Source organism: Exiguobacterium sp. s57, from assembly GCF_018617685.1.
Classification (GTDB): Bacteria; Bacillota; Bacilli; order Exiguobacteriales; family Exiguobacteriaceae; genus Exiguobacterium; species Exiguobacterium marinum.
In genome coordinates this window covers 1,103,919-1,127,707 of the sequence record NZ_JACSKR010000001.1, presented here as the reverse complement: position 1 = coordinate 1,127,707, position 23,789 = coordinate 1,103,919, and the positions used below count along the sequence as shown (strand labels likewise).

21 protein-coding genes and 1 riboswitch are annotated in these 23,789 nt (G+C 49.9%); of the genes, 15 read left to right on the top strand and 6 right to left on the bottom strand.

The window, feature by feature from the left end; all coding sequences use genetic code 11:
- Positions 1-66 precede the first annotated feature (66 nt).
- Both KNO98_RS05750 and KNO98_RS05745 read left to right on the top strand, forming a co-directional pair.
- The gene (locus KNO98_RS05750; protein WP_214699706.1) at positions 67-918 is read left to right on the top strand and encodes a DegV family protein; all 852 of its coding nucleotides are present in this window, start codon (positions 67-69) and stop codon (positions 916-918) included.
- Between the two features lie 19 nt (positions 919-937).
- Entirely contained in the window at positions 938-1,264 is a 327-nt protein-coding gene (locus tag KNO98_RS05745; protein ID WP_026825319.1) for a thioredoxin family protein, read from the top strand.
- A 96-nt stretch (positions 1,265-1,360) separates the two neighbouring features.
- Here KNO98_RS05745 and KNO98_RS05740 read toward each other — a convergent pair whose 3' ends face one another.
- The 3 genes from KNO98_RS05740 to KNO98_RS05730 all read right to left on the bottom strand — a co-directional run bounded on the left by KNO98_RS05740 (position 1,361) and on the right by KNO98_RS05730 (position 5,204).
- Positions 1,361-2,086, bottom strand: coding sequence for a hypothetical protein (locus KNO98_RS05740; protein WP_026825320.1), 726 nt, complete (start codon positions 2,084-2,086; stop codon positions 1,361-1,363).
- A gap of 85 nt (positions 2,087-2,171) precedes the next feature.
- Positions 2,172-4,493 (bottom strand): ABC transporter permease, encoded by a 2,322-nt coding sequence (locus KNO98_RS05735; protein ID WP_214699704.1) that lies wholly within the window; start codon positions 4,491-4,493, stop codon positions 2,172-2,174.
- Between the two features lie 12 nt (positions 4,494-4,505).
- The gene (locus KNO98_RS05730; RefSeq protein ID WP_214699702.1) at positions 4,506-5,204 is read right to left on the bottom strand and encodes an ABC transporter ATP-binding protein; all 699 of its coding nucleotides are present in this window, start codon (positions 5,202-5,204) and stop codon (positions 4,506-4,508) included.
- A 161-nt stretch (positions 5,205-5,365) separates the two neighbouring features.
- Between KNO98_RS05730 and KNO98_RS05725 the strand changes: the two genes are divergently transcribed.
- Both KNO98_RS05725 and KNO98_RS05720 read left to right on the top strand, forming a co-directional pair.
- Positions 5,366-6,196 (top strand): DegV family protein, encoded by an 831-nt coding sequence (locus tag KNO98_RS05725; RefSeq protein WP_026825323.1) that lies wholly within the window; start codon positions 5,366-5,368, stop codon positions 6,194-6,196.
- Positions 6,197-6,486: 290 nt separating this feature from the next.
- Positions 6,487-8,166: a sensor domain-containing diguanylate cyclase gene (locus tag KNO98_RS05720; RefSeq protein WP_214699700.1), complete on the top strand. Its 1,680-nt coding sequence runs from the start codon at positions 6,487-6,489 to the stop codon at positions 8,164-8,166.
- A gap of 43 nt (positions 8,167-8,209) precedes the next feature.
- Here KNO98_RS05720 and KNO98_RS05715 read toward each other — a convergent pair whose 3' ends face one another.
- Positions 8,210-8,851, bottom strand: coding sequence for a homing endonuclease associated repeat-containing protein (locus KNO98_RS05715; RefSeq protein WP_026825325.1), 642 nt, complete (start codon positions 8,849-8,851; stop codon positions 8,210-8,212).
- Positions 8,852-9,303: 452 nt separating this feature from the next.
- On the opposite strand from KNO98_RS05715, the gene KNO98_RS05710 reads away from it, so the two are divergent.
- The 6 genes from KNO98_RS05710 (at position 9,304) to KNO98_RS05685 (ending at position 15,204) form a co-directional block, all read left to right on the top strand.
- Entirely contained in the window at positions 9,304-10,116 is an 813-nt protein-coding gene (locus KNO98_RS05710; protein WP_214699698.1) for an undecaprenyl-diphosphate phosphatase, read from the top strand.
- 80 nt (positions 10,117-10,196) lie between these two features.
- Positions 10,197-10,339: riboswitch (FMN riboswitch) on the top strand.
- 152 nt (positions 10,340-10,491) lie between these two features.
- Complete coding sequence (gene ribD / locus KNO98_RS05705) at positions 10,492-11,556, top strand: bifunctional diaminohydroxyphosphoribosylaminopyrimidine deaminase/5-amino-6-(5-phosphoribosylamino)uracil reductase RibD (RefSeq protein ID WP_214699696.1); 1,065 nt, start codon at positions 10,492-10,494, stop codon at positions 11,554-11,556.
- Positions 11,556-12,197: a riboflavin synthase gene (ribE, locus tag KNO98_RS05700; protein ID WP_214699694.1), complete on the top strand. Its 642-nt coding sequence runs from the start codon at positions 11,556-11,558 to the stop codon at positions 12,195-12,197. The genes ribD and ribE overlap by 1 nt, the downstream gene beginning before the upstream one ends.
- Positions 12,197-13,372 carry a 3,4-dihydroxy-2-butanone-4-phosphate synthase gene (gene ribB / locus KNO98_RS05695; protein ID WP_214699692.1) on the top strand — a complete coding sequence of 392 codons (1,176 nt, stop codon included), beginning with the start codon at positions 12,197-12,199 and terminating at the stop codon, positions 13,370-13,372. The genes ribE and ribB overlap by 1 nt, the downstream gene beginning before the upstream one ends.
- 5 nt (positions 13,373-13,377) lie before the next feature.
- Complete coding sequence (gene ribH / locus KNO98_RS05690; RefSeq protein WP_026825330.1) at positions 13,378-13,842, top strand: 6,7-dimethyl-8-ribityllumazine synthase; 465 nt, start codon at positions 13,378-13,380, stop codon at positions 13,840-13,842.
- 126 nt (positions 13,843-13,968) lie between these two features.
- Positions 13,969-15,204, top strand: coding sequence for a GAF and HD-GYP domain-containing protein (locus KNO98_RS05685; protein WP_214699690.1), 1,236 nt, complete (start codon positions 13,969-13,971; stop codon positions 15,202-15,204).
- 39 nt (positions 15,205-15,243) lie between these two features.
- On the opposite strand, the gene pruA is transcribed toward KNO98_RS05685, so the two are convergent.
- A complete protein-coding gene (gene pruA, locus KNO98_RS05680; protein ID WP_026825331.1) occupies positions 15,244-16,788 on the bottom strand; it encodes an L-glutamate gamma-semialdehyde dehydrogenase in 1,545 nt (514 codons plus the stop codon).
- 171 nt (positions 16,789-16,959) lie between these two features.
- Here pruA and KNO98_RS05675 point away from each other — a divergent pair, with 171 nt between their 5' ends.
- From KNO98_RS05675 to KNO98_RS05665, 3 genes are all read left to right on the top strand, one after another.
- Positions 16,960-17,763 (top strand): hypothetical protein, encoded by an 804-nt coding sequence (locus KNO98_RS05675; protein ID WP_214699688.1) that lies wholly within the window; start codon positions 16,960-16,962, stop codon positions 17,761-17,763.
- Positions 17,764-17,775: 12 nt separating this feature from the next.
- The gene (gene bcp / locus KNO98_RS05670; RefSeq protein WP_214699687.1) at positions 17,776-18,213 is read left to right on the top strand and encodes a thioredoxin-dependent thiol peroxidase; all 438 of its coding nucleotides are present in this window, start codon (positions 17,776-17,778) and stop codon (positions 18,211-18,213) included.
- Between the two features lie 505 nt (positions 18,214-18,718).
- Positions 18,719-20,080, top strand: coding sequence for an alanine/glycine:cation symporter family protein (locus KNO98_RS05665; protein ID WP_214699685.1), 1,362 nt, complete (start codon positions 18,719-18,721; stop codon positions 20,078-20,080).
- A gap of 37 nt (positions 20,081-20,117) precedes the next feature.
- Here KNO98_RS05665 and KNO98_RS05660 read toward each other — a convergent pair whose 3' ends face one another.
- Positions 20,118-21,821 (bottom strand): methyl-accepting chemotaxis protein, encoded by a 1,704-nt coding sequence (locus KNO98_RS05660; RefSeq protein WP_214699683.1) that lies wholly within the window; start codon positions 21,819-21,821, stop codon positions 20,118-20,120.
- Between the two features lie 214 nt (positions 21,822-22,035).
- Between KNO98_RS05660 and gatC the strand changes: the two genes are divergently transcribed.
- Entirely contained in the window at positions 22,036-22,326 is a 291-nt protein-coding gene (gatC, locus tag KNO98_RS05655; protein ID WP_012727041.1) for an Asp-tRNA(Asn)/Glu-tRNA(Gln) amidotransferase subunit GatC, read from the top strand.
- An 11-nt stretch (positions 22,327-22,337) separates the two neighbouring features.
- Positions 22,338-23,780, top strand: a complete 1,443-nt coding sequence (gene gatA / locus KNO98_RS05650) for an Asp-tRNA(Asn)/Glu-tRNA(Gln) amidotransferase subunit GatA (protein ID WP_214699681.1) — start codon at positions 22,338-22,340, stop codon at positions 23,778-23,780.
- Positions 23,781-23,789 lie beyond the last annotated feature (9 nt).

The following is a 23,789-nucleotide window of genomic DNA, read 5'->3' as shown; positions in this document are numbered from 1 at the left end:
TAGGGGCAAAAAATAAGGTATAATGAGATTGGACAAAAATGAACGACCATTGGAGGATCTTTAGTTATGACAAAAATCGCATGGATTACCGACAGCATGGCCAACTTCTCCCAAGAAGAAGCAGCACGACTCGGTGTAGATATCGTTCCGATTCAGTTGATTGTGGACGGTAACGGCTATAGTGAAACAAATCTCTCGCTTGAGGACTTACATCGGTATATGATTGACCAAAAGAAAGAAGCGAAGACGTCACAACCGATTTTCGGAGATTTCATCGGGCGCTATGAGCGCTTAAAAGAGGAAGGGTACGATTGTGCCATCGCCGTCCATTGCTCGAACGGATTGAGCAGCACAGCGAAAAACTCAAAAGCAGCGGCAGAAGCGGCTGACTTTAAAGTATATACGATCGACTCGCATGCTGCGCTCGAAGCGCAACAAGAACTTGTCCGAATCGGTAAGACCGCCGAACAAGAAGGCAAGTCGGTCGAAGAGATTGTCGCACTGCTCGAGGCATGGCGCGACAAGAAGAACTTCTTCATGATTATCGGCAACATGGAAACGATGCGCCGGGGCGGTCGAGTTTCTTCCGGAGAGATGTTCCTTGCGAACATCTTGAACATCAAACCGATTATCACGCTCGATGAGACAGGAAAAGTCATTCCGTTTAAAAAGGCACGTTCGTTGAAGAAGGCGTATGCGGAGATGGTCGGCGAACTCGAACGTCGTCATGCGGAGAACGGTGTGAAGGATAACCGGGTATTCGTCCAGACGGCACTCTCACCAAAGATGCAAGACGACTTTGTCGCGCTCATCGAGTCGAAATTACCGGGTCTCGAAGTGGTGCGGACACGATTCTGTCCATCCATCGCGGTACATGCCGGCTTTGAAACTGTCGGTGTCTTGTGGCTCGACGCTTAACAAATAGGAGGAATGCAAGATGGAAGCAATGACAACCTTGACTGGATTGAATGAACGGATTGCGGGCGTGGAACAACTGCTCGTCTATGTCTCTCATCCAGGGTGCAGTGTCTGTCATGCGCTGAAACCTCAAATCGAAGAGATGCTCCAACAGTTCCCTGAAATCGAATCAGTCGCGGTGGATTCGGACGAAGTCCCTGAAATAGCAGGAACTTTCTCCATTTTCACCGTACCGGTCGTCCTCTTTTTCATCAATGGGAAAGAGATGCTGCGCCGGGCACGATTCGTCCCAATCGGTGAACTGACGCATCAACTCGAACGTATGCAAGAAATGAGACAAGCATGAACATGAACCTTCATCCATTCATCGGATGAAGGTTTTTTAGTGAGGTGAAAATATTGAAAATAAAAAACGGAGCACCGTTAACGGCACTCCGACAGGTTATTCTGCTGCTTGCGGCACGAGGTAAATCAAGCCGAACGGGTTATGCAACAAGTTGTCAATCGTCGTCCGCTCGTCTTCGCCCATTTCGACCGTGAAGGCACGACCGTCTTCGAAAGCGAATCGGTCACCATCACCGAACATCGTTCCTCCTGAGATGAGATGGAAGTTGAACGAGTGAATCACGTGGATGGCATCTTCAATATCGAGTGTCATCGGCACGGCCACATCTGCATGACCGAACGCTTTCATTCCCCATGACATATAGGCGTTCTCTTCTTCCGTGATTGCGGTGAGGAGTGAATAGTCGAGCGCGAGATCTTCTTCTTTTGACTCCTGCCATTCTTCTTTTGAGTAGGCGACGCCGGCCGATTCGACCATGACACCGAGCCCGCCTGCGTTTAACACGGCGTTCGCGGCTCGACGTGCCGCAGCGACGTCTGTCAAATCGTTGACGTCGACAATCAAGTAGACGACGTGCGTGTGACGTGCGAGTCCTTTCGCGATTTTCGGTGTGAACCCGCCGGAGCTGGCGTGAATCATTGCCTCGGCTAGAGCAGGGTCACGTTCTACAGCTTCTACGGTGAACGCTTTTCCTGTTTCGTCTTCAAGCAACAGCAGACCGGCCATTGTGTAGCCTTCACTATGTAAACTGATTTGTTCGCTTACGCCTTCTACGGAAGACCAGTTTCCGGGAATGGCGAGCATAACTTGTGTACGATTCATGTCAATCATCCTTTTCTGCAAAAAGTCAGACCCCTCCTCAAGAGAGGTCTGGTCTATCCTCTATTATGCCCTATTTTGGCATAAATTATTCTTGATATGACTTTAATACTTCCTGAAGTGGGATTTGATCGATCTTTCGACGACTGACGAACGTGCTCATGAAGAAGAGGAGAGCGACCGCGCCAAGCGTGTAGACGATATAAATCCATTCGAATTCAAGCGGAAGAACGAGCCCGTAATCTTCTGCGAAAACGACGATGATGACTCGGAGTGTCAACAGGGCAATCGGAATACTCAAGAGAGCAGAGACGAGTGCGTAGATGAAGTAGCTGTTCAAAATCATCGAGCGGACTTCTCGTTTCTGATACCCCATCACTTTTAAAAGCGAGATCACGTAGTAGTTCTTCTCGACCGTGAGCGCCGTCAGAACGAACAGGATACTGAAGGCGATGAGGGATGCTCCGCCGATTAAGACGTTCATCATGAAGTTCATATATTGATTGATCGACTCGGACTGCTCAATCAATCCTTGGCGGGACAAAATGGTCGGATAATCCGACTCATTCGGACGCTCCGTCGCATAAATCCCGTTGAACAGGCTATCTGTTACTCCGTCACTTAACAGTTCACTCAATTCTGTTCGAGGCAGGTAGGCGAAGTCTCCGGAAAATTCATCGGCGATGCCGATGATCGGGTACGTCAGCGTGTCTCCGTCGAGGTCAACGTCAATTTCTTGTCCGGTCTCAAGACCAAGTTTCAGGGCAAGCGAGGAAGAGACGATCAACCCACCGGATTCCGGTACCAACTTGTCCCCGTCCTCATTCTGAAGCGGAAACAATGTGTTGTCGTCACTCAACCCTTTCAAAGTGATGAGTTTGTCTTCGACAAAGGCGAACGGGTAGGTGAGGAACGGCTCTTGCCCCTCTTCTACAGTCGGTGTCGAATCCGTATAGGCTTCATATTCATAGACGGCATCGTTCAATCCTCCCACGGTCATTCGGTCGACGGCACCGTTCATCATGAGGGCGAAGATGATGAGGATTGTTGAGAACAAGATGCCGAGGAAGAAAATCAAGAAGCTCCCCGTGCTCTTAACCGCATACAAATATTTAAATTTCGTCTTGCCGCTCGCCTGTTTCAACAGTCGACTGACGAGACGGCTGAGTCGATTGAGCGAGACATTGTCTCGCGGTGACAGGAGGGCGAGGGCGCTCTCTCCCATGATTTTATAGATGACCCCGCCCGCGACAAGCGCGAAGAAGAACAGTGGGGCAAATACAGCCGTCAAAAAGACAAGCGGACTTTGGGCAATCGTGATGGACGGCAAGAGATAAAAGTCGAGATACAGTTCTTTTAATGGATCTGCGAAATAGAGTCCGAGGAAATAACCGATGATGAGCATGAAGAAAGCGAAAATTAAGATAAGCACTAGATAAGGCGCGGCGATTTGACGGCGACTATATCCGATTGCTTTTAACAGTCCAATTTGACCACGTTCGGCCTCGAGCATATTCGAGATTAGAATGGCGACGATGATGACGGCGATTGAAACGATAAACAAACTGAGTCCGAGGGCCATCGCCTTCCCGGATGAAATTTCACTATAGATGGCGCCGCTTCGGATGATGTTCTCGGTTTCCATGACCGAGACGACAAAAGGTAGTTCGAGGTCGGTCTCAACCGTTTGGTCGGTCACACCTGATAATCGGAATGACTCTTGTCCGACAATTGACTCGAACGATTCATCCGTCATGAGAAGAAGCGTTTGCGAACCCGGGTCAAGATTGAATAAATTATCATCGAAGAGTGGAAGTGTGTAGTCGGGGAAGAGGACAAATCCGCTCACTGTGAACGGTCGACCGAGATCGATCATGTCTCCGACTTCAATCCCATTCTCTTCTGCGTATTTTTTATTGAGGGCGACCTCGTCGTTCGTGTTCGGTCTGTCACCTGCTTCAAGGTAGGAGCGATTGATCGTGTCCGATTCTTTAATTAACAGTCCGCGATGTTCGGCACCATCGAGTGTGTACGTGATGGCTTTCAAATCGCGCAGTTCAATCGTCGCATCCGGCATTTCTTTTTCGACCGCATCAATTCGTGAGGTGATGAGACGGTTGAAGACGCCCTCATCGGCTCGTTTGATGTCGGATAAGGTGAAAGTACCTGTACTTGCTAGGGCGGCGACATCGGGGTCACGCAGCTCTTCTTCCGTTACCCGGTTGAGCATTTCAATGGCGAAATCTTCTTGGTTCGATTGCTCTAGATATTCTTCGGTCGGGACCTCGATTCCGCTGATGCCGTAAAACATCATCGTGTATGTGAGCGAACTCATGACGATGATGATAGCAATGGCAAGGAGTTGCATCCATTTTTTACTTAATGTCTTCCACACATTTTTATAAAGCATATCACCACCTCCTTATCCCCAATGGATGTCCCGTGCCGCGACCCGGATGTCATGGTGGGTCACTTCAGTGATTCGACCGGAGTTCATCTTGATGACATCGTCTGCCATCTCACTGATGCCATTATTGTGCGTGATGACGACAATTGTTTTTTTGTATGTCTCGTTCAAACGCTCTAACAGCTCAAGCACCTTTTTCGAATTTTCTTCGTCGAGCGACCCCGTCGGTTCGTCACAAAAGACGAGGGCCGGATTTTTAGCAAGGCTACGGGCGACCGAGACGCGTTGCTGTTCGCCACCGGACAATTGATACGGGTATTTATCACGTGCTGCCGCGAGTCCGACCTGTTCGAGCAGGTCATCGATCGAGAGTGGGTCTTTCGATAGATCGGATCCGAGTTGCACGTTCTCATAGACGGTCAAGTTTTGAAGGAGGTTGTATTGTTGAAAGATAAAGCCGAGGTGATCGCGTCGAAATGACGTCATCTGTTCAGTAGACAAATCAGTCAGGGTGGTGTCCCCGAACGTGATTTTGCCGGATGTGACGGTGTCGAGCCCACTGATGACATTGAGTAGTGTACTTTTCCCACTTCCGCTCGGACCAAGAATCACGACGAATGCGCCATCACGGATGGTGAGGTCGATGTCTTTCAAGGCGGCTGTTTCCACATCGCCTGTCTTATAGATTTTATTGACGTTCTGTAGTTGAATCATATTAAACACACCTCCTTCATTCGTTATACATACTGTACCCTTTTCGAGAAAAGATTGGTCATCAAGCACATAGGATGTTTTGAAAAAATAGTGAAACCGCTTCACCTGTGATAAAATAATATAACCAGGTACTAATAAACTTTTTAAAGGGAGAACTTTTCATGAAGATTGCCTATATTACAGACAGCACAATTGTCCTTCCGGATGCTTTAACGAAACATCCTGACATCCATATCGTTCCACTTTACGTCGTCAAAGGGGACCAACCGTATAAAGACGGAATCGAAGTCGATGCGACAACCGTATACGAGTGGATCGATGCGGGGGAGCGCGTGTCGACGAGTCAGCCTGCAATCGGAGACTTTGTCACGCTCTATGAAAAATTGAAAGAAGAGTATGACATGGGAATCGCGATTCACTTGTCATCGGACTTGAGCGGGACGTATTCGGCATCTGTACAAGGGGCCGAGATTGCGAACTTTAAATTACTCGCCATCGATTCACGGGCAGGCATCTACACGATGGGACTCATGCTTGAGGAGTTGATTGAACGGGTCGAACGAGGCGATGCGCTCGAAGACGTAGAAGCCTACATGAAGGTGCGCGTCGAGGACGTCCGCATCGAATTGACGATTCAAAATTTGACGCAAATGCAAAAAGGCGGACGAATCTCCAAATCGAAGGCGCTCATCGGGAACATGCTTCAATTGAAACCGGTACTTCGATTTGAGGATGGGTTGATCGTCCCGTATCAAACGGTCCGCACATACAAGAAAGCACAGGCTCACTTGTTCGAAGTGTTGCGTGCGGCAATCGAGTCCGGCGAGTGTCAAGACGTTTCGATTTTCCACGGGAACGTCCCTGAACTTGCTGAGGAGTGGAAACAACGACTCGGTGACACGATTCCGATCCGAGTCGATACGCTCGCACCACTTCTCGGGGCGCATACGGGCTCCGGGTCAATCGGAATTTCTTATGTTAAAGCGAAGTAATGGTTAAGGGCGGTCCTTCTGTGAGGGGTCGCCCTTTCTATGTATTCTTCTGTTTCCGTAAATAGAGAAATGTGATGGTAAGCGAATAGATGAACAAAAACGTAATCAGGAATAGAGAAAAGTCCATGGTTAGCCCCCTTTTATAAAGGCTGTTGCCGACATCAATATTAGCGAAACATTGAATTGGGAATCTTTTCAATATTTCATTGTCTCAACTTTCAAACAATTGCTGGAATGTTTTTGCATTACGGGTCATACTAGAAAAAATGAACGAGGAGAGGGGGGAGACGATGCAATTTCGGAAGTATCTGGTTCGGAGCTGGCTCGCGTGGATGCTCGTCTTCACGGGTGTGACTTATTTGACCATCCAACACCTTGATTCGTTCGATTGGCCGTTGTTTTGGTTTATTTATACGCTTGGTGCGTTGTTTGTCATGAACCCGCTCAAACGTAGACATTTGCATTTCACGTTTCATGAGATGTTCGTCTTCATCACTTTTTTCCTGTATGGACTTGCTCCAGCTCTCCTGATGGGGCAGTTACTCCTCCTTACATTTCAGGCACGGGCCTTCAATCACAAGGTCGGACGCAGACGATTCTTGCATTTTTATCCGCTCAACACGGTGATTGAAAGTCTCCTCGTCTTGTTACCGGGACTCACCTATATTGGACTTGGAGGACGAATCGGAGAATCTGTTCACTTGATTCAACAAGGCGTAGCGATGCTCGCATTTTTAGGAATGCTCTTTTTCATGCTCACGATGAGTTTTGCCCTGTCTTACTTTATGGTCGGGGAACGAATCCCGCTACCGATCATGTTCCGTCTGATTCGTTTTGACTGGCTTGTCGTATCGCTCGAATTGTTATTTACGATGATTGCGATTGAGGCATATTTATTGTTCGATTATGTCGGCTTTATCGTCACGTTCTTCGTCTTGTCCATTTTAAAAATGACAATGTCAAAAGCGACGGAGACGGAAGAGACGAAATCAAAAGTCGACCAGGTCGAACGCTTGAAGGAACAATTGTACCGAGTAAATAGCGAGCAGCTGTTGATTGAGAAGTTTTGGAACGGACTACGTGACGTTGTTGAAGTAGAGCGTGGTTGGCTTCAAGTCAACAGGAAAGGGGAGCGAACGTTTTATGACATGACGGGTCGCATCATCCCAAGTGTGCCGGACGCATTTATAATCGAGCGCTATCAAGATGTAGACGAGTCGTGTTTCGTCTACGACTCGTTACATGAATGGCATCCTGAGCTGCAACGACAACAACAGGAATTGCATCACTCGGCGCTTGTCATTCCACCGGTTTGGGGAGCAGAAACGGCTGTCAACTGCATGGTATCGACGACAGCCAACGGGGCATACGAGACACCGATTGCCGTCGAAGTGAACAGGCTCCTTAAAACGTTATCGTGGTCAATCGAGCGAATCGACGAACGCAATCGTTTGCAACAGGAGAGTTTGACGGACCCACTGACTGGATTACATAATCAGCGGGCATTACGGAGTTGGACAAAAGAACGATTAAACGATGTCGCCTCTTATCCACTCTCGCTCTTCCTCATCGATTTAGATCACTTCAAGTCAATCAACGATACGTATGGACATGCGTTCGGAGATGAGGTGTTGATTGAAGCAAGTCAACTCTTCACACGAAATGTCCGGGCGACGGATTTGGTGACACGATACGGAGGAGAAGAATTCGTGTTCGTCTTCCCGAGAATGGATGAGGCGGCAGCCCATCTAGTCGGTGAGAAGATACGGGAAACCTTGAAACAGCATGATTTTGGGACAGAAGGAATGCGAATCACCGTGACGGCGAGTATTGGGATCGAAACGATTCATGAGTATGAAGACCTCGATACGGTATTGCGGCATGCGGACAGGGCTATGTATGTCGGGGCAAAATTCAATGGACGTGACCGGGTCGCCCACTATCACGACCTATCGACAGAAGTCAGATAAAAGGAGGACCACCGCACGGGGATCCTCCTTTTGTATGAAATAATTATGAGTTCGTATTATAAAGTTCAGATTCAACTGCATGAACAGCGGCTGACCAGGAGCCGTAGCGATGTAAAATGGCTTTTGTTGAAGGTTTGTTATTCCGCTTCGCCCATTCACGATACGCTTCGAATGAAAGCGAAAAACCCATTTCTTGAATGGCTTCACGAAGAGCATCGGATAGTTCTGTTTTCGAATAGGTCACACTCGCCTCAAGGCCCGCTTCGGCACAGGCATCATGCCACGAACCGAACGTTTTGACGATATGATAATGGCTCGGTGCCTTCGGATGGAGCTTTCGCCATTGCTGATACTTCTTCAAGGTGATAATCGAGCCCATGTCTCGCGAATAAAGTGCGAGCGTCTCGACGATGTCCTCACGTGTATACTTCGGCATTTTGTCTGGCAATTCGACAGTAGATTCTCCGTGCCATTCATAGCCTGCGATGGCAAGTGCCTCAGCCCATGACCCGAACTGACGAATGATGGATTCAGGGGATGGCCATTTCTGTTCCATCGCGAAGCGACGGTAGACAGACCGGCGTGGACGTTCCTTCAGCAAGTCCCCGAGAAGGCGGATGCAATGGATCATCCTTTGCTGTTCGGTGGACAAGTGATGGGATTTAGTGGATAGCGTTTGACTCAATGATGGTTCCTCCTTCCGTGGACTCAAATCTGAACCGACAAAGATGAAAAAAATGCTTCTACAATCATACTATCGGATTGTTTTTCGGATTTATTAACGTGAATTTGAAATTTTTTAAACAATTCCTAAGAATTAGGTAGGACTAAAGACTCAGTTGATAATTTCAAAAAATGGTAACAGCTCTATTACAAATTAAATCGAATATCGTGAGAAATGTAAACATAAAGTTTTAATCATCCAAAATTGTCATATTTTATAAAAAAGTACCCATCTGGAGAAATGGGGTCATCGCCTTCACTCCAGATGAGTACCCTTCTATAATAAATTTAATTTTCAGACTAATCAATCGAATAATGAAATTAGTTCAAAAAAAATTAAACGACTGGTCAATGAAAGTCCGATTCTGCTAAAATAGCCGCATTGAGTGAAAAACAGAAAAGAGGATCATCACTATGACAGTTTGGTTATTTTATACGTTGCTTGGATTGATTCAAGGTTTCACTGAGCCGATTCCGATTTCATCGAGTGGACATCTCGTTATCTTTCAAGAACTATTTAACATCGACTTGCCGGGATTGTCATTTGAAGTTTTCGTAAACTTCGCTTCGCTTCTCGCTGTCTTAACGATTTATCGAAAGGATGTTGTTCGCCTCATCGTGAGTTTGTGGACCTTCTTATTCAAAAAAGATCGAACGGACGAGACGATGGTCGATGTGAAGTTCATCGGATTACTACTCGTTGCAACGGTGCCAGCCGGTGTCCTTGGTGTCCTTTTCGGGGACTGGATCGGAGAAGTGCTCGGTGGTGTGGCGACAGTCGGGTATACGCTCATCATCACGGGACTCGCCCTTTGGTTCATCCGAAACATGCGAGGGAACAAAGGAGACGGTGGCATCACGCTTCGTGACGCCGTATTGATCGGGCTCGCGCAAGCCGTGGCACTCATTCCGGGAATCAGTCGGTCCGGGGCGACGATTGTCATGGCTATGTTACTCGGCATCAAGCAAGAATCGGCACTTCGTTTCTCGTTCTTCCTGTTCATCCCAATCAGTCTTGGGACGATGATTTTGGATGGTCCGACGCTCTTTACGAATCCGGAGACGCGTGACTTGTTCGGTCCGCTCATCCTCGCATTCATCGCATCTTACGTGTTGACGGCCATTTCGTTGAAGTGGTTCCAACACATCATGGCGAAAGGCGAATTGAAATATTTCTCATATTATTGCTGGATTGTTGGACTTCTCGTCGTCCTCTTTCTCGCATAATCGGGACGCTACTCTCACGAGTGGCGTTTTTTGTTTTGCGTAATAAAAATAATTGCGATACAGTAAATCTGTACAAACAAATATTCCTTCGGGGTCGGGTGAAATTCCCAACCGGCGGTGATGGGCCCATGCCCTAAGTCCGTGACCCGGGCGCACGTGTGCGAACGGTGGATCTAGTGAGACTCTAGAGCCGACAGTATAGTCTGGATGGGAGAAGGAACAAAAAACAGGTCCGCGTGACCTGTGCTTCGTCGTACGCTTTTCTGTATAGAAAACGTTTATTTGGCTTTCCCAAAAGCGACGGAACCCTCCCACCAAGACCCTAAGGACCTTTCCTTAGGGTCTTTTGTTTGTACGGAAAAAGGAGGGAGAAAGATGAAACAGTACATGGAACAGGCCATTCAATTGGCCAAATCAGCCGATGGTCAAACCGGTGTCAATCCGCTCGTCGGCGCCGTGCTCGTCAAAGACGGACGCATCGTCGGAATGGGTGCCCATCTCAAGGCGGGCGAACCACATGCAGAGGTCCATGCCATCCGAATGGCTGGTCCCGCTGCATACGGGGCGACATTATATGTCACGCTCGAACCGTGCTCGCATCAAGGCAAGACGCCACCGTGCGCAGATCTGATCGTGGAATCGGGCATCAAACGTGTCATCGTCGCCATGAAGGATCCGAACCCGCTCGTTGCGGGCAATGGGATTATTCGTCTTCAAACGGCCGGTATCGAGATCGAAGTCGGTCTGCTTGAGGAGGAGGCGCGGGCATTGAATCCCGCGTTCTTGCGGTCGCTTGAGACGAAACGACCGTATGTCATCTTGAAGACGGCGACGAGCTTCGATGGGAAAGTCGCCTTGGAGACTGGAGAGAGTCAATGGGTGACAAGCCCGGAAGCCCGTCGTGATGTGCATGAACTACGTGCCACGGTCGATGCGATTTTGACTGGGATTGGCACGGTGCTTGCGGATGATCCGTCGCTCACGGTTCGATTGAATCATGAGACGCGTCAACCGAAACGGGTCGTGCTCGACCGAGACCTACGATTACCGTTCGCCAGTACGCTGGCCCGGACCGCAGAAGACGTCCCGGTGCTCCTCTTCACTTCGTCAGATGAAGCAGAGCGACGTGAACGCGCTCAAGCTGTCGGCGTCGAATTATTCGATTATACGTCGCTCGGTATGGTCCTCGAGACACTATACGCGAATGGAATCGGGCGTGTATTGATCGAGGCCGGTCCGACGCTCGTCACATCACTTCTTGACGGAGGCTACGTGGATGAATGGGTCGCCTATCAATCACCACGGGTGTTTGGCGGGAAACATGGCGTCTATCGCTCACAACAGGTTGGTTCGATTGAGGACATCTCCCGTTTTATGATTCATCAGGTCGAAACGGTCGGACCCGACTTGAAAGTCGTCCTTCGAAAGGGGGCGTTCTGATGTTCACGGGAATCGTCGAAGAAATCGGGTCGATCAAAGCGGTCAAGCGCAACGGGCCATCTTTACGACTCGTCTTGTCAGCTGAGAAGGTGCTCGATGATGTGAAGCTCGGGGACAGTATTGCCGTGAATGGGATCTGTCTCACGGTGACGACGTTCGATGACGCGACGTTCTCTGTCGATGTCATGCCGGAAACGTTGAAGGCGTCGAGTTTAGAAGGGGTCAAACCGGGAACACGTGTCAATCTCGAGCGGGCAATGCCGGCGAACGGACGATTCGGCGGACATTTCGTATCCGGCCATGTCGACGGGGTCGGACGAATCACGAAGAAACGACAGCTCGCGAATGCGGTGTATGTCGATATCCGATGTGAACGTGCGCTTCTCTCCTACATCGTACCGAAAGGATCGATTTCCGTAGACGGAACGAGCTTGACCGTGTTTGACGTGTCGGAGCGAGGATTCACACTATCGTTAATCCCACATACGTATAGCGAGACCGTCCTAGGAACGAAACAGACGGGTGATTTGGTCAATTTAGAATGTGATCTGTTAGCAAAATATATGGAAAAAGTAATCGGGCAGTCGAAGATGACACTCGAGTCGTTGGCGGAACAAGGATATGGAAAGGCGGGATGGTAATGTTTGATTCGATTGAACGGGCGCTGGAGGAATTGAGACGAGGACGTCCCATCATCGTCGTAGATGACGAGGACCGCGAGAATGAAGGAGATTTTGTCGTACTAGGAGACAAGATGACACCTGAGACGATGAACTTTTTGATTACGGAAGGGAAAGGGCTCGTTTGTAGCGCTGTCGCGGAAGAAGTGGCGGCACGTCTTGACCTTTCGCCGATGGTGACGAACAGTACGGACCCGCATGGTACAGCGTTTACGGTCAGTGTCGACCATATCGATTCGACGACCGGGATCTCGGCGAGGGAACGGGCTCACACTGTTCGTGAACTGGCGAACCCGTCTTCCCGTCCTTCCGACTTCCAGCGACCGGGGCATCTATTCCCGCTAATTGCGAAAAAAGGCGGCGTCTCGGTTCGCCGAGGTCATACCGAAGCTTCAGTTGATTTGGCGCGTCTCGCGGGAAGTGAGCCGGTAGCAGTCATTTGTGAAATCATTCGAGAGGACGGGGAGATGGCGCGCGTACCCGATTTGGTCCAAGTCGCTGAACGTCATGGGTTGGCGTTCATCACAATCGAAGCGCTAGTCCGGTATATGGAGACAAACCTCGTCACGCGCGAAGCAGACGTAGCGCTACCCTCATCGAAAGGGACGTTTCGAGTGATTGGCTACGAGAATCGGTTTGACGGGCAGGAGCACGTAGCCCTCGTCACCGAGACGCTCACGGACATCCCGCTCGTACGCATTCATTCGGAATGTTTGACGGGTGACGTATTCGGGTCGTTCCGGTGTGATTGTGGTCCGCAACTCGATGCCGCGATGGCACGAATCGAGCAGGAGTCAGGCATCGTGCTTTATATGCGTCAGGAAGGGCGGGGCATCGGGCTGTTGAACAAACTGAAGGCGTATGCACTTCAAGAGAAAGGATTGGATACGGTCGAGGCGAACGTGGTACTCGGGTTTCATCCGGACATTCGGGACTACCGGGTGAGCGCGGCGATGCTCCGTGACCTCGGAGTGAAGCGTGTCCGGCTCATGACAAACAACCCTGAGAAAGTCGATGCCTTGGAATCGTGTGGCATCATGGTCGTCGAACGCGTTCCGATTCATGTCGGAGCGCACGAGGCGAACGAATCGTATCGAATGACGAAACAACTCAAAATGAATCATATTGGAGGATGAAGGACATGACCTATACATTTGAAGGAAACTTAGTTGGAGAAGGGTTAAAGATTGGAATCGTCGTCGGCCGGTTCAACGACTTGATTACGATGCGTCTGCTTGACGGGGCGAAGGATGCTTTGAAGCGTCATGGGGTGAAAGAAGAGGATGTATCGCTCGCGTTCGTCCCGGGTGCGTTCGAACTTCCCCTCGTCGCGAAAAAGATGGCGATGAGTCAAAACTATGATGCGGTCATCACGCTCGGTGCCGTCATCCGTGGTGCGACCCCACACTTTGATTACGTCTGTAACGAAGCGGCAAAAGGGATCGCACAGGCGAGCTATCAATCCGAAGTCCCGGTCATCTTCGGCGTGTTGACGACGGAGACGATTGAACAGGCGATTGAGCGTGCGGGAACAAAAGCAGGCAATAAAGGATGGGAAGCGGCGACTTCCGCCATCGAGATGGCCAATTTATTGAAACAAGTATAATCAAAAGCCGGGTGGTCACCACCTGGCTTTTCAAATGGATAAACTAGGATAAAAAGACTGAAAATTGGGTAAAAGAAGTGCATGGAACGATTGATTTCATTTCGGTTGATAAGGGAGGTTTGGCACGTGGCAACTTCGCATGAATCATTGACGTTACAGTTACAACAACAAGAGCGACTTCATCACCTGCTTTCGTCACTCCTCAATCGCTTTTTGACGACAGAGATTGCGGATTTTAAAAAGCGGGTTGACCAGTCGCTAGCCGAACTCGGACATTACTTTGCGGTCGACCGCGTCTATGTGTTTGATTACGATTTCACAAATCAAGTCTGTCATAACACGTTCGAATGGTGCGCCGAAGGGATCACAGCCGAGATCGCCAATCTTCAAGACGTGTCAATCGACGTATTGCCGGAGTGGGTCAACACGCATGTGGCGGGCGGGACAATGTATATTCCTCGTGTAGTTGACTTGCCAGAAGACAATGCAGTCCGCGCAATCCTCGAACCACAGTCGATTCAAAGTCTGCTCGCGGTCCCGATGATGCAAGGGGAGATGTGTCAGGGATTTGTCGGATTCGATTCCGTTGTAACAGAGCGAACGTACACGGAATATGAACAACAAGCGTTACAAGACTTTAGTAACGCCCTTCTTGGGGCGGTCGAACGCCATCGGATCGAGGCGAGCCGGGAAGAAGCGCAGCGCGTTCTCGCGGAGCGCGAGAAAGAGTTGATCGATTATCAAGAAGGACTCGTTCGGACGCTTTTACGCCTATCGGCTCTCCGTAACAATGAGACGGGGAACCATATCGAACGGGTGCAGGATTTATCGACGTTATTTGCGTCGATTTTATATGAACACCATCATCCAGATGTCTCGCTGCTATTCATCGAAGGGATTCGACTAGCGGCACCGCTCCATGACATCGGCAAAATTTCGGTCCCGGACTCAATCCTACTGAAGGCGAATACATTATCCGATGAGGAATGGGTCCTTATGCGTGACCACGTGTATGTCGGAGGCGAAGTATTAAAAGATTTGCAGGCTCAGTTCCCTCAAAATTACTTCATCCAAATGGCCTATCATATCGCGCTCTATCATCATGAACGCTGGGATGGGACCGGGTATATTAAAGGGTTGAAAGGTGAAGAGATTCCACTTGAAGCGCGGATTGTCACGATTATCGACGTGTATGATGCACTTAGGACCGTCCGGCCTTATAAATCTGCCTTTTCACACGAAGACGCGATTGCGACAATGCGAGACATGCACGGGACGTTCGATCCGAACTTGTTCGAACTGTTCCTCCTTCATCAAGAAGAGATTGCGATTATGTTTGATCAGACATTTAAAGCACATTGAATCAAAAGAGACGACCCTAAGGGACCGTCTCTTTATCAATTAGAACGTTTCAGATGTTGTCTTCGCTTGCATGTGGAGATGGATATAATCCGGGCCACCTGCTTTTGAATCCGTTCCGGACATGTTGAATCCACCGAACGGCTGATAGCCGACGATTGCGCCTGTACAACCACGGTTGAAGTACAAGTTACCGACATGGAAGTTTTGGCGAGCAAACTCTTGATTTACACGGTCGCGCGTGAGCACCGCACCCGTCAAACCGTACTCGGTGTTGTTCGCAATCTCGATTGCTTCTTTGAAGTCTGTTGCTTTTGTGAACGCAACGACTGGTCCGAAGATTTCTTCTTGCATGAGGCGCGCTTTCGGGTCAACGTCTGCGACAACAGTCGGCTCGACAAAGTATCCTGTCGAGTCATCAGCGTTTCCACCTGCGACGATGCGTCCTTCTTCTTTTGCGACATCGAAGTACGATGTGATTTTCTTGAAGGCTGCTGCGTCGATGACTGGTCCCATAAAGTGTTCGTTCTTCTCTGTGTTCCCGACAGAGAGTTCGTTCGTAAGTTCGACGACACGATCGAGCACTGTGTCATATACACTGTCGACGATGACGGCACGTGAGCAAGCAGAGCATTTCTGACCTGAGAAACCGAAGGCCGACTTGACGATTGATTGTGCAGCGAGTTCGAGGTCGGCTGATTCGTCGACGACGATCGTGTCTTTTCCGCCCATCTCTGCGATGACGCGTTTGAGCCAGATTTGCCCTTCGCTCAATTTAGAAGCACGTTCGTTGATGCGAAGGCCCACATCACGTGATCCTGTGAAACTGATGAAGCGCGTCTTCGGATGGTCGACGAGGTAGTCACCGACTTCTGCGCCCGGTCCAGGGATGAAGTTGAGCACGCCTTTTGGAAGACCTGCCTCTTCCATCACTTCGACGAATTTCGCAGCGATGATCGGTGTCGTTGAAGCTGGCTTCAAGAGAATCGTGTTACCGGCCACGATCGCCGCGACTGCTGTACCGGCCATAATCGCGAACGGGAAGTTCCATGGGCTGATGACGATCCCGACCCCGAGTGGGATGTAGTCATAACGGTTGTATTCGCCTGGACGACTCTCGACTTTCTTACCTGGTTTGAGTTCGAGCATTTGACGTGCATAGTATTCCATAAAGTCAATCGCTTCTGCCGTATCCGCATCTGCTTCGTTCCATGGCTTACCTGCTTCTTTGACGAGGTACGCCGAGAACTCATGTTTACGTTTGCGGACGATGTTCGCTGCTTTGAACAAGACGTCTGCACGGACGGACGGGTCGACATGGCGCCATGAGTCAAACGCTGTGAGTGCTTCTTGCATCGCGCGTTCTGCGAGCTCTTGGTTCGCCTTTGAGACGCGACCGATCACTTCTTCTTTGTTAGCCGGGTTGTAAGACGTGATTTTACCTTCCGTCGTAACCTTTTCCCCACCGATTACGAGCGGATAGTCTTTCCCGAGCTCACCGTTCACTTTCTCGATTGCCGCTTGGATAGCATCGGCATTCTCTTTTTGTGTAAAGTCTGTGAATGGTTCATGTTTGTATGGAATCATTCTCGTTCCCCCTTAAAGTGATGTTGAGCGATAAAGCGCTTACGTCTGTATTGTATCGAAATTATGACCGAAATCCTAGTGAAACAATTTTCCAGAAACACATGACATTGGAGCGTTAAATCGAGACATGATAGGATGGGGGAGAAGGCAGCTTTAGAAAGGACGAACAACATGAAAAAATGGTTCATTCCGCTACTCCTTGTCTTTGCACTCGGGGCATGTGGCAACGATGAAGAATCGACGGTAGAAGAAACGGAACGGCCATTGCCGGATGCCGTGACGGAAGTGTATACGAACTATCAAGCGGCGCTCGAGTCGGGCGATGCTGAAACGCTCGCGAGCATCGATTATGCCGGACGGTTAACCGATCTTCCGGCAACCGGTGCCGTCACCCGCCAAATTGCCCCAGGTGACATCTATGAGAGTTGGGTCAACGAGGACGAAGATGTGGCATTTCTTGTCCACGAAATGGTCGACCAAGACGGAAATCCGCTTCCGAACCGACTCAGCAAGGTCGCTGTGAAGAAAGGGGAGGACTGGTCACTCGTCATCACACCGGCTGCATTGCCAAAGGATGTGATCGCCGATGTCAGCGAGCTCCTCATCGGGGTGGAGGCGAATGAATACGGGGTCAATGCCGAGGCGAACGCCCGTCTTGCTGAGATTCCGGAGGATGAGGCTGGTCCCATTTATGATCAAGTCAATGCCCAGACCGACTATATGGCGCTCGAGGCAGACAATAACGTCTTCCTGCTCATGGCAGAGACGTTGACAGTCGAGGAGAACCAAACGATCATGACCGATTATTTTAAAGCGTATGAGAAATGGTATACGGACAACGAGGAGACACTTCGAGAAGCGGCTGCGACGGAAAATCCGATTCAGTATATCGAAGTGCTGGATCCGCTAAAAACTAAACTAGAAGAAGCAGTCGATGGTTACGACGAACAACTCGTCGACCCGTCGTTTGGCTAAGGAGGAAAACAGATGCTCGCACCAACATTTTCATTACCGAACCAAAACGGAGAGATGGTTTCATTGAAGGACTATCTAGGCAAGAAAGTCGTCTTGTACTTTTATCCCCGCGACTCGACGCCGGGTTGCACGACAGAGGCGTGCGACTTCCGTGATGCGATGCCGAAAATGAAAGGGGCGGTCGTCCTCGGGATTTCGGCGGACAGTCAAAAGAAACATCAGAACTTCATTACGAAGAATGACCTGCCGTTTGATTTGCTCGTTGACGCGGACCATGAGGTGTCGGAACTTTATGGCGCGTGGCAGCTGAAGAAAAATTACGGCAAAGAGTACTACGGCATCGTCCGTTCGACCTTTCTCATCAATGAGGACGGCTATATTGAAGAAGAGTGGCGCAACGTTAAAGTGAAAGGGCACGTCGAGGAAGTTGTGGCAGCCATTCGTTCGTGAAACGAGAAACTGGTGGAATCGTCTCGAGCGGTTTCAGGCTGTAGACAAACGAAGAGTCTACAGTCTTTTTTGTGCCCAAGCTAGGCATGGCTCGCTTTCCTAGGGGCAAGCAGGGAGCCGCATCGCGACTCGGTCGCTGCTGGGTCTCCCTTCGCTTGCTGTTCCCTTAGGAGTCTCGCCTGCCCGTACTTGGTCGTCGCTCTCAAGTCGCTTCGAGCGCGCTTTATACGGTTACAACCAATCCGTTTTTTATCGAGATGCCGTCCATCGATTAACGATTCGTATTGATCTTGTAATCAATGCTTATACATTTGAATATATATTACAATCATATTTCGAAATAAATATTAAGAACTAAGTGAATATAGGATTTAAGGTAAAATATTACAAATATATAACGTGTTGAAACCGCTTACTTAGACTACCCTGCCTTGACTCGATTGCGAATGTTCTGAAAAATATAGGGAGAGCGCTCAAATCAAGAACGTAGGAGGAGAGCAACACGGTGAATCAAATTGAAAGTTGGCTGGCGAGTTTGTCAAATCTCGTATGGGGGCCACATTTATTAATCTTACTCGTCGGGACGGGAGTCTTCCTGACGATTCGTCTTGGCTTTATTCAGGTGACGAGGCTAGGTGTCGGCTTGAAAGAGGCATTTATTCCGAAGAATGATAAACCGAAGAAGAAGCAACGAGGGGATATCTCGCATTTCCAGGCACTCATGACAGCATTGGCGGCAACGGTCGGTACCGGAAACATGGTCGGTGTCGCGACGGCGATCGTCCTCGGGGGACCGGGTGCCGTCGTGTGGATGTGGTTATCTGGTTTCGTCGGAATGGCGACGAAATATGCGGAGGCGATCCTTGCTGTCAAATATCGAGTCGTCGATGAACGAGGCGAAATTGCCGGTGGACCGATGTATTACTTAGAACACGGGCTAAAGAAAAAATGGCTAGGTATGTTATTTGCCTTATTCGCATCGGTCGCAGCCTTTGGAATTGGAAATGGCGTCCAGACGAACTCGATCAGTCTCGCCTTGAACAACTCATTTGACGTCCCGATGATTGTGACGGGAATCGTCATGATGGCCGTCACAGCGTTCGTCATCTTAGGTGGCGTCAAATCAATTGGGAAAGTTGTCGGCATATTCGTACCGTTCATGATCTTAGCGTATGTCGGAAGTGGGCTCGTGATTCTCATCATGAACCTTGAATTGGTACCAGATGCCTTATCGACGATGTTCTCGAGCACATTCAGTGCCGAAGCCATCGGCGGTGGTGCATTAGGTGCAGCGATTCGCTACGGGGTCGCGCGCGGTGTATTCTCTAACGAGGCAGGACTTGGATCTGCACCGATCGCGGCCGCGGCAGCGAAGACCGACTTCCCGGGACGACAAGCACTCGTTTCGATGACACAAGTGTTGATCGACACCCTCATCGTCTGTTCAATCACGGGGCTCACGATTGTCATGGGTGGTCAATATACGGAAGGGCTTGAAGGGATTGCTCTGACACAAGCGTCATTCGCGTATTTCTTAGGACCGATTGGTGAAATCATCGTGACGGTCTCACTCGTCTTCTTCGCCTATTCGACCGTCCTTGGCTGGTGTTATTACGGGGAACGTTCTGCATACTATTTACTCGGGGAAAAAGTGATCGTCCCGTATCGTGTCCTCTATATTTTAGTCGCAGGACTCGGTGCGATGACGACGAACTTGAATTTGATTTGGTCCATCTCGGATGTGTTCAACGGTCTCATGGCGATTCCGAACTTGATTGGACTACTGTTCCTCTCAGGCGTGGTTGTCGCCGAGACAAAACGATTCGAACTCGAACGTAAAAATGAAACGGCGCAATCTGTCGCCTGATAAGAAAACCCGCCTGACATATGTCGGCGGGTTCTTTTCATACCTTGAATTGGCGAATCAGTGAGTCGAGTTCTTCCATCTTTTGTTGCGATTGTTCAGTCGCGTGGTTCAGTTCGGTGAAACGTTCGACGGACATCGTCACTTTTTCAGCAATCTCCTGCGTGCCGAGTGCCCCGTTGTTGACGGTCGTCGCTACATCTTGAATGACGCCGATCATGTTCGAAGTCAACTGCTCGAGTTCTCCAGCAGCGGAAGCGAACTCGGTCGCGGTCGTCTCAAAACGTCCCGCGTCCGAGCTATATTGTCCGGCCGCCACTTCCAGTTGATCATAGTCTTTCAAGACGTTCGTGTCGAGGAAGTTGAGCATCTGTCCGGAGCTCTCGTTCAAATGATCGACCGAATGAAGGACGGTTGTTGAGATGGCTTGAATGCGTTCGACGGTCGCCCGGCTCGTCTCGGCGAGTTTTCGGATCTCGTCGGCGACGACAGCGAATCCGCGTCCGGCTTCTCCGGCTCGTGCCGCTTCAATCGATGCATTGAGCGACAATAGGTTCGTCTGAGCGGCGATGTCGAGGATGTCATTTGTGAGCGTCGCAATTTCACGGACGGCTTTCGCATCTTGCATCGCTTTCTCCAAGTTTGCACGTGTCGACTGAAGGACGCTGATCGCGTTCTCTTTCGCCTCCACTGCGTGCGACTTGAGGGAGAGGGCGCGTTCATCGATTTGTCTCGCTTCGGTTTTTCGTTCATCGGCCATCGTCACGATGTGGTGAATCGTCCGCTCCATATCTGAGGCGGAAGCGTTCATCTCTTGTGCGCTCGCCGCCGTTTGTTGCATACCGGCGGTCAAGTCTTCTGTCGTCGCTGCGGTCGTCGTCATATACGTGTCGAGTTCTTTCAACTCTTCGTACATATATGTCGATTGTTTCGTCACCCCTGTCGTCACGTCGTTCACTTGAAGAATCAACTGACGCAGGTTGGCGATGAACTGATTAAAGTCACGTGCGAGTCCGGCGAACTCGTCACGGCGCTTCACAGGAATCGACGTCGTCAAATCCCCATCACTCGTGGCAAGCTCATGCATCTTCGTTTTGAACTCTTTTAGTGGTTCAAAGATTGATCGGAAGATGAAGAGCATCATGAGGATGGTCATGACAGCGGCGATTCCAAGGACGATGAATAGTGTGAGTTGAACTTGGTCGAATAGCTCAGCGGCGGCGGCTGTGTCTGTCTGGATTTCCTCGCGATTCAAGTTGACGAGGAGGCCAAGGGAGTTCGAGAGTGTATCTGCGCTTGCATCGGCTGTATCACGGATATATGTTTCAGCGGCAGCTGTACCTTCTTCGTTTGAGATACGAAGAAGTTCACTCATCACGTTCTGATAGTCGGTCCAATTCGCACTTGTTTGATCGAAAAGTTGTTGATCCTCGTCCGCGATAATCGTATCGTCGTAGCTATCCATCCGCTGTTCCAAAATCGCGACGGACGCTTGAATGTCCCGCTCAATGTTTTGTTTCGTCACCGCGTCATCGACGAGGGCGTGACGAACCAAGTGACGACGTATTTCGAGCAGCTGTTTATCAACTTGATGAATTTGGTCCATCCCAGGTACCCAGGAGACGGTCATGTCTTCTTGTGCTGCTTTTGATACGTTCAGGGCATACCAAGAGTAACCGCTTACACCGATAAGCAACACAAACATGATGCTAAAAGCAGTGATCAGTTTATTCCGAATCGACATACGATTCCTCCTTACGAATCTGTTCTACCTTTAGCATAATCAGAATCTGTCATCGACCGTATAGCTAATTTCGAAAGCGGGTCAATATTCAGACGAGATTCCCCTACTTTATTAAAAATGACACAATTTGAAACGAGATAGATTTCCTTTTTTGTCTTATGAAAAAGTGGTATGATAATGAACGATGTATTGAAAACTGTTGGAGGTGGGAATTTTGGCTCGCATTACAGAAGCTGAAGTTCGGCACGTCGCCGGACTTGCCCGACTTGCGATCACGGATGAAGAAGTGACGCACTTCACGGAGCAATTGACAAAAATTCTCGAGTTCGCCGAGCAACTCGATGAGCTGGATACAACGGGCGTCGAACCGACGACCCATGCCCTAGATTTGAAAAACGTACTACGCAAAGACGAGGTTCGTCCATCGCTTCCACGTGAGGAAGTCGAACGGATGGCACCCGACTGGGAGAACGGTCAAGTCCGTGTCCCTGCGGTCTTTGAGTAAGGAGGCCTTTCATGAGTTTATTTGACCACGGTGTAGCGAAACTACACACGCTATTAAAAGAAGGCGAAGTCACGGTCACGGACCTCGTCAAAGAGTCGTTCGACCGAATCGAAGCGACAGATGATCAAATCGGTTCATTTTTGACACTGAACGAAGAGGCGTTCGAACAGGCGAAACGTATGGATGAGCTGGCGAAAACGTCAGACAATCCACTCTTCGGCATGCCGATCGGTGTGAAAGACAACATCGTCACAAAAGGGATGCGCACGACATGTGCCTCGACGTTCCTCGAGAACTTCGTCCCGGCACACGATGCGACGGTCGTCGAGCGTCTTCATGACGCCGGTGCCGTCACAATCGGGAAGTTGAACATGGACGAGTTCGCGATGGGTTCTTCAAACGAGAATTCCGCGTTCAAACCAGTAAAAAACCCTTGGGACCCGACACGTGTACCAGGAGGTTCTTCAGGCGGTTCAGCGGCATCGGTCGCAGCTGGGCAAGTCCTCTTTAGCCTCGGTTCGGATACGGGTGGTTCGATTCGTCAACCGGCCGCGTATTGTGGTGTCGTCGGGATGAAGCCGACATACGGCCTCGTCTCACGTTTCGGCCTCGTGGCCTTCGCGTCGTCACTCGACCAAATCGGTCCACTCACGCGTACCGTCGAAGACAATGCTTACTTATTGAATACGATCGCGGGACATTGCGATATGGACTCCACGTCAGCAGAGGTCGAGGTGCCGGACTATACGGCAGCGCTCAACCAAGATTTGACGGGGATGAAGTTCGCACTTCCGGAAGAATTCATGGCAGAAGGTGTCGCACCTGGCGTCCGTGAACAGATTGAAAAAGCGATCGAGACGCTCAAGTCTCTCGGTGCGACGATCGAGACGGTCTCGATTCCGTCTGTGAAGTATGCCCTCTCGGCGTACTACTTGCTCGCCTCGTCAGAAGCCTCTTCGAACTTGGCTCGTTTCGACGGCATCCGTTACGGACGCCGCGCTGAAGCAGACACGCTCGACGAAGTATTCACGTATTCGCGCGAACAAGGTTTCGGTGACGAGGTGAAGCGCCGGATCATGCTCGGGACATATGCGCTCAGCTCTGGTTACTACGATGCGTTCTACAAGAAGGCCCAACAAGTCCGTACTCTCATGAAGCAGGACTTCGCGAAAGTGTTCGAAGCGTATGATGCGATCGTTGGACCAACTGCTCCGACGACAGCGTTCAAACTCGGCGAACAGCTCGACGATCCGCTCACGATGTACGCGAACGATATTATGACGATTCCGGTCAACTTGGTCGGTATCCCGGCCATCTCGGTCCCGGCAGGTCTTTCAGAAGGACTTCCGGTCGGTCTTCAAATTATCGGGAACTACTTTGATGAATCAACACTTTACCGCGTGGCCCATGCTTTTGAACAAGCAAACGGCGGTTTCAAGATGCCACAGCTCTAAGGAGGACTT

Coding starts and splice junctions, on each gene's coding strand:
- KNO98_RS05710 (WP_214699698.1), top strand. CDS start 9,304: ATGACAGTTTGGTTATTTTATACGTTGCTTGGATTGATTCAAGGTTTC.
- gatA (WP_214699681.1), top strand. CDS start 22,338: ATGAGTTTATTTGACCACGGTGTAGCGAAACTACACACGCTATTAAAA.
- bcp (WP_214699687.1), top strand. CDS start 17,776: ATGCTCGCACCAACATTTTCATTACCGAACCAAAACGGAGAGATGGTT.
- KNO98_RS05735 (WP_214699704.1), bottom strand. CDS start 4,493: ATGCTTTATAAAAATGTGTGGAAGACATTAAGTAAAAAATGGATGCAA.
- KNO98_RS05745 (WP_026825319.1), top strand. CDS start 938: ATGGAAGCAATGACAACCTTGACTGGATTGAATGAACGGATTGCGGGC.
- KNO98_RS05750 (WP_214699706.1), top strand. CDS start 67: ATGACAAAAATCGCATGGATTACCGACAGCATGGCCAACTTCTCCCAA.
- ribB (WP_214699692.1), top strand. CDS start 12,197: ATGTTTGATTCGATTGAACGGGCGCTGGAGGAATTGAGACGAGGACGT.
- KNO98_RS05740 (WP_026825320.1), bottom strand. CDS start 2,086: ATGAATCGTACACAAGTTATGCTCGCCATTCCCGGAAACTGGTCTTCC.
- KNO98_RS05720 (WP_214699700.1), top strand. CDS start 6,487: ATGCAATTTCGGAAGTATCTGGTTCGGAGCTGGCTCGCGTGGATGCTC.
- ribE (WP_214699694.1), top strand. CDS start 11,556: ATGTTCACGGGAATCGTCGAAGAAATCGGGTCGATCAAAGCGGTCAAG.
- KNO98_RS05730 (WP_214699702.1), bottom strand. CDS start 5,204: ATGATTCAACTACAGAACGTCAATAAAATCTATAAGACAGGCGATGTG.
- pruA (WP_026825331.1), bottom strand. CDS start 16,788: ATGATTCCATACAAACATGAACCATTCACAGACTTTACACAAAAAGAG.
- KNO98_RS05660 (WP_214699683.1), bottom strand. CDS start 21,821: ATGTCGATTCGGAATAAACTGATCACTGCTTTTAGCATCATGTTTGTG.
- KNO98_RS05675 (WP_214699688.1), top strand. CDS start 16,960: ATGAAAAAATGGTTCATTCCGCTACTCCTTGTCTTTGCACTCGGGGCA.
- ribH (WP_026825330.1), top strand. CDS start 13,378: ATGACCTATACATTTGAAGGAAACTTAGTTGGAGAAGGGTTAAAGATT.
- ribD (WP_214699696.1), top strand. CDS start 10,492: ATGAAACAGTACATGGAACAGGCCATTCAATTGGCCAAATCAGCCGAT.
- KNO98_RS05725 (WP_026825323.1), top strand. CDS start 5,366: ATGAAGATTGCCTATATTACAGACAGCACAATTGTCCTTCCGGATGCT.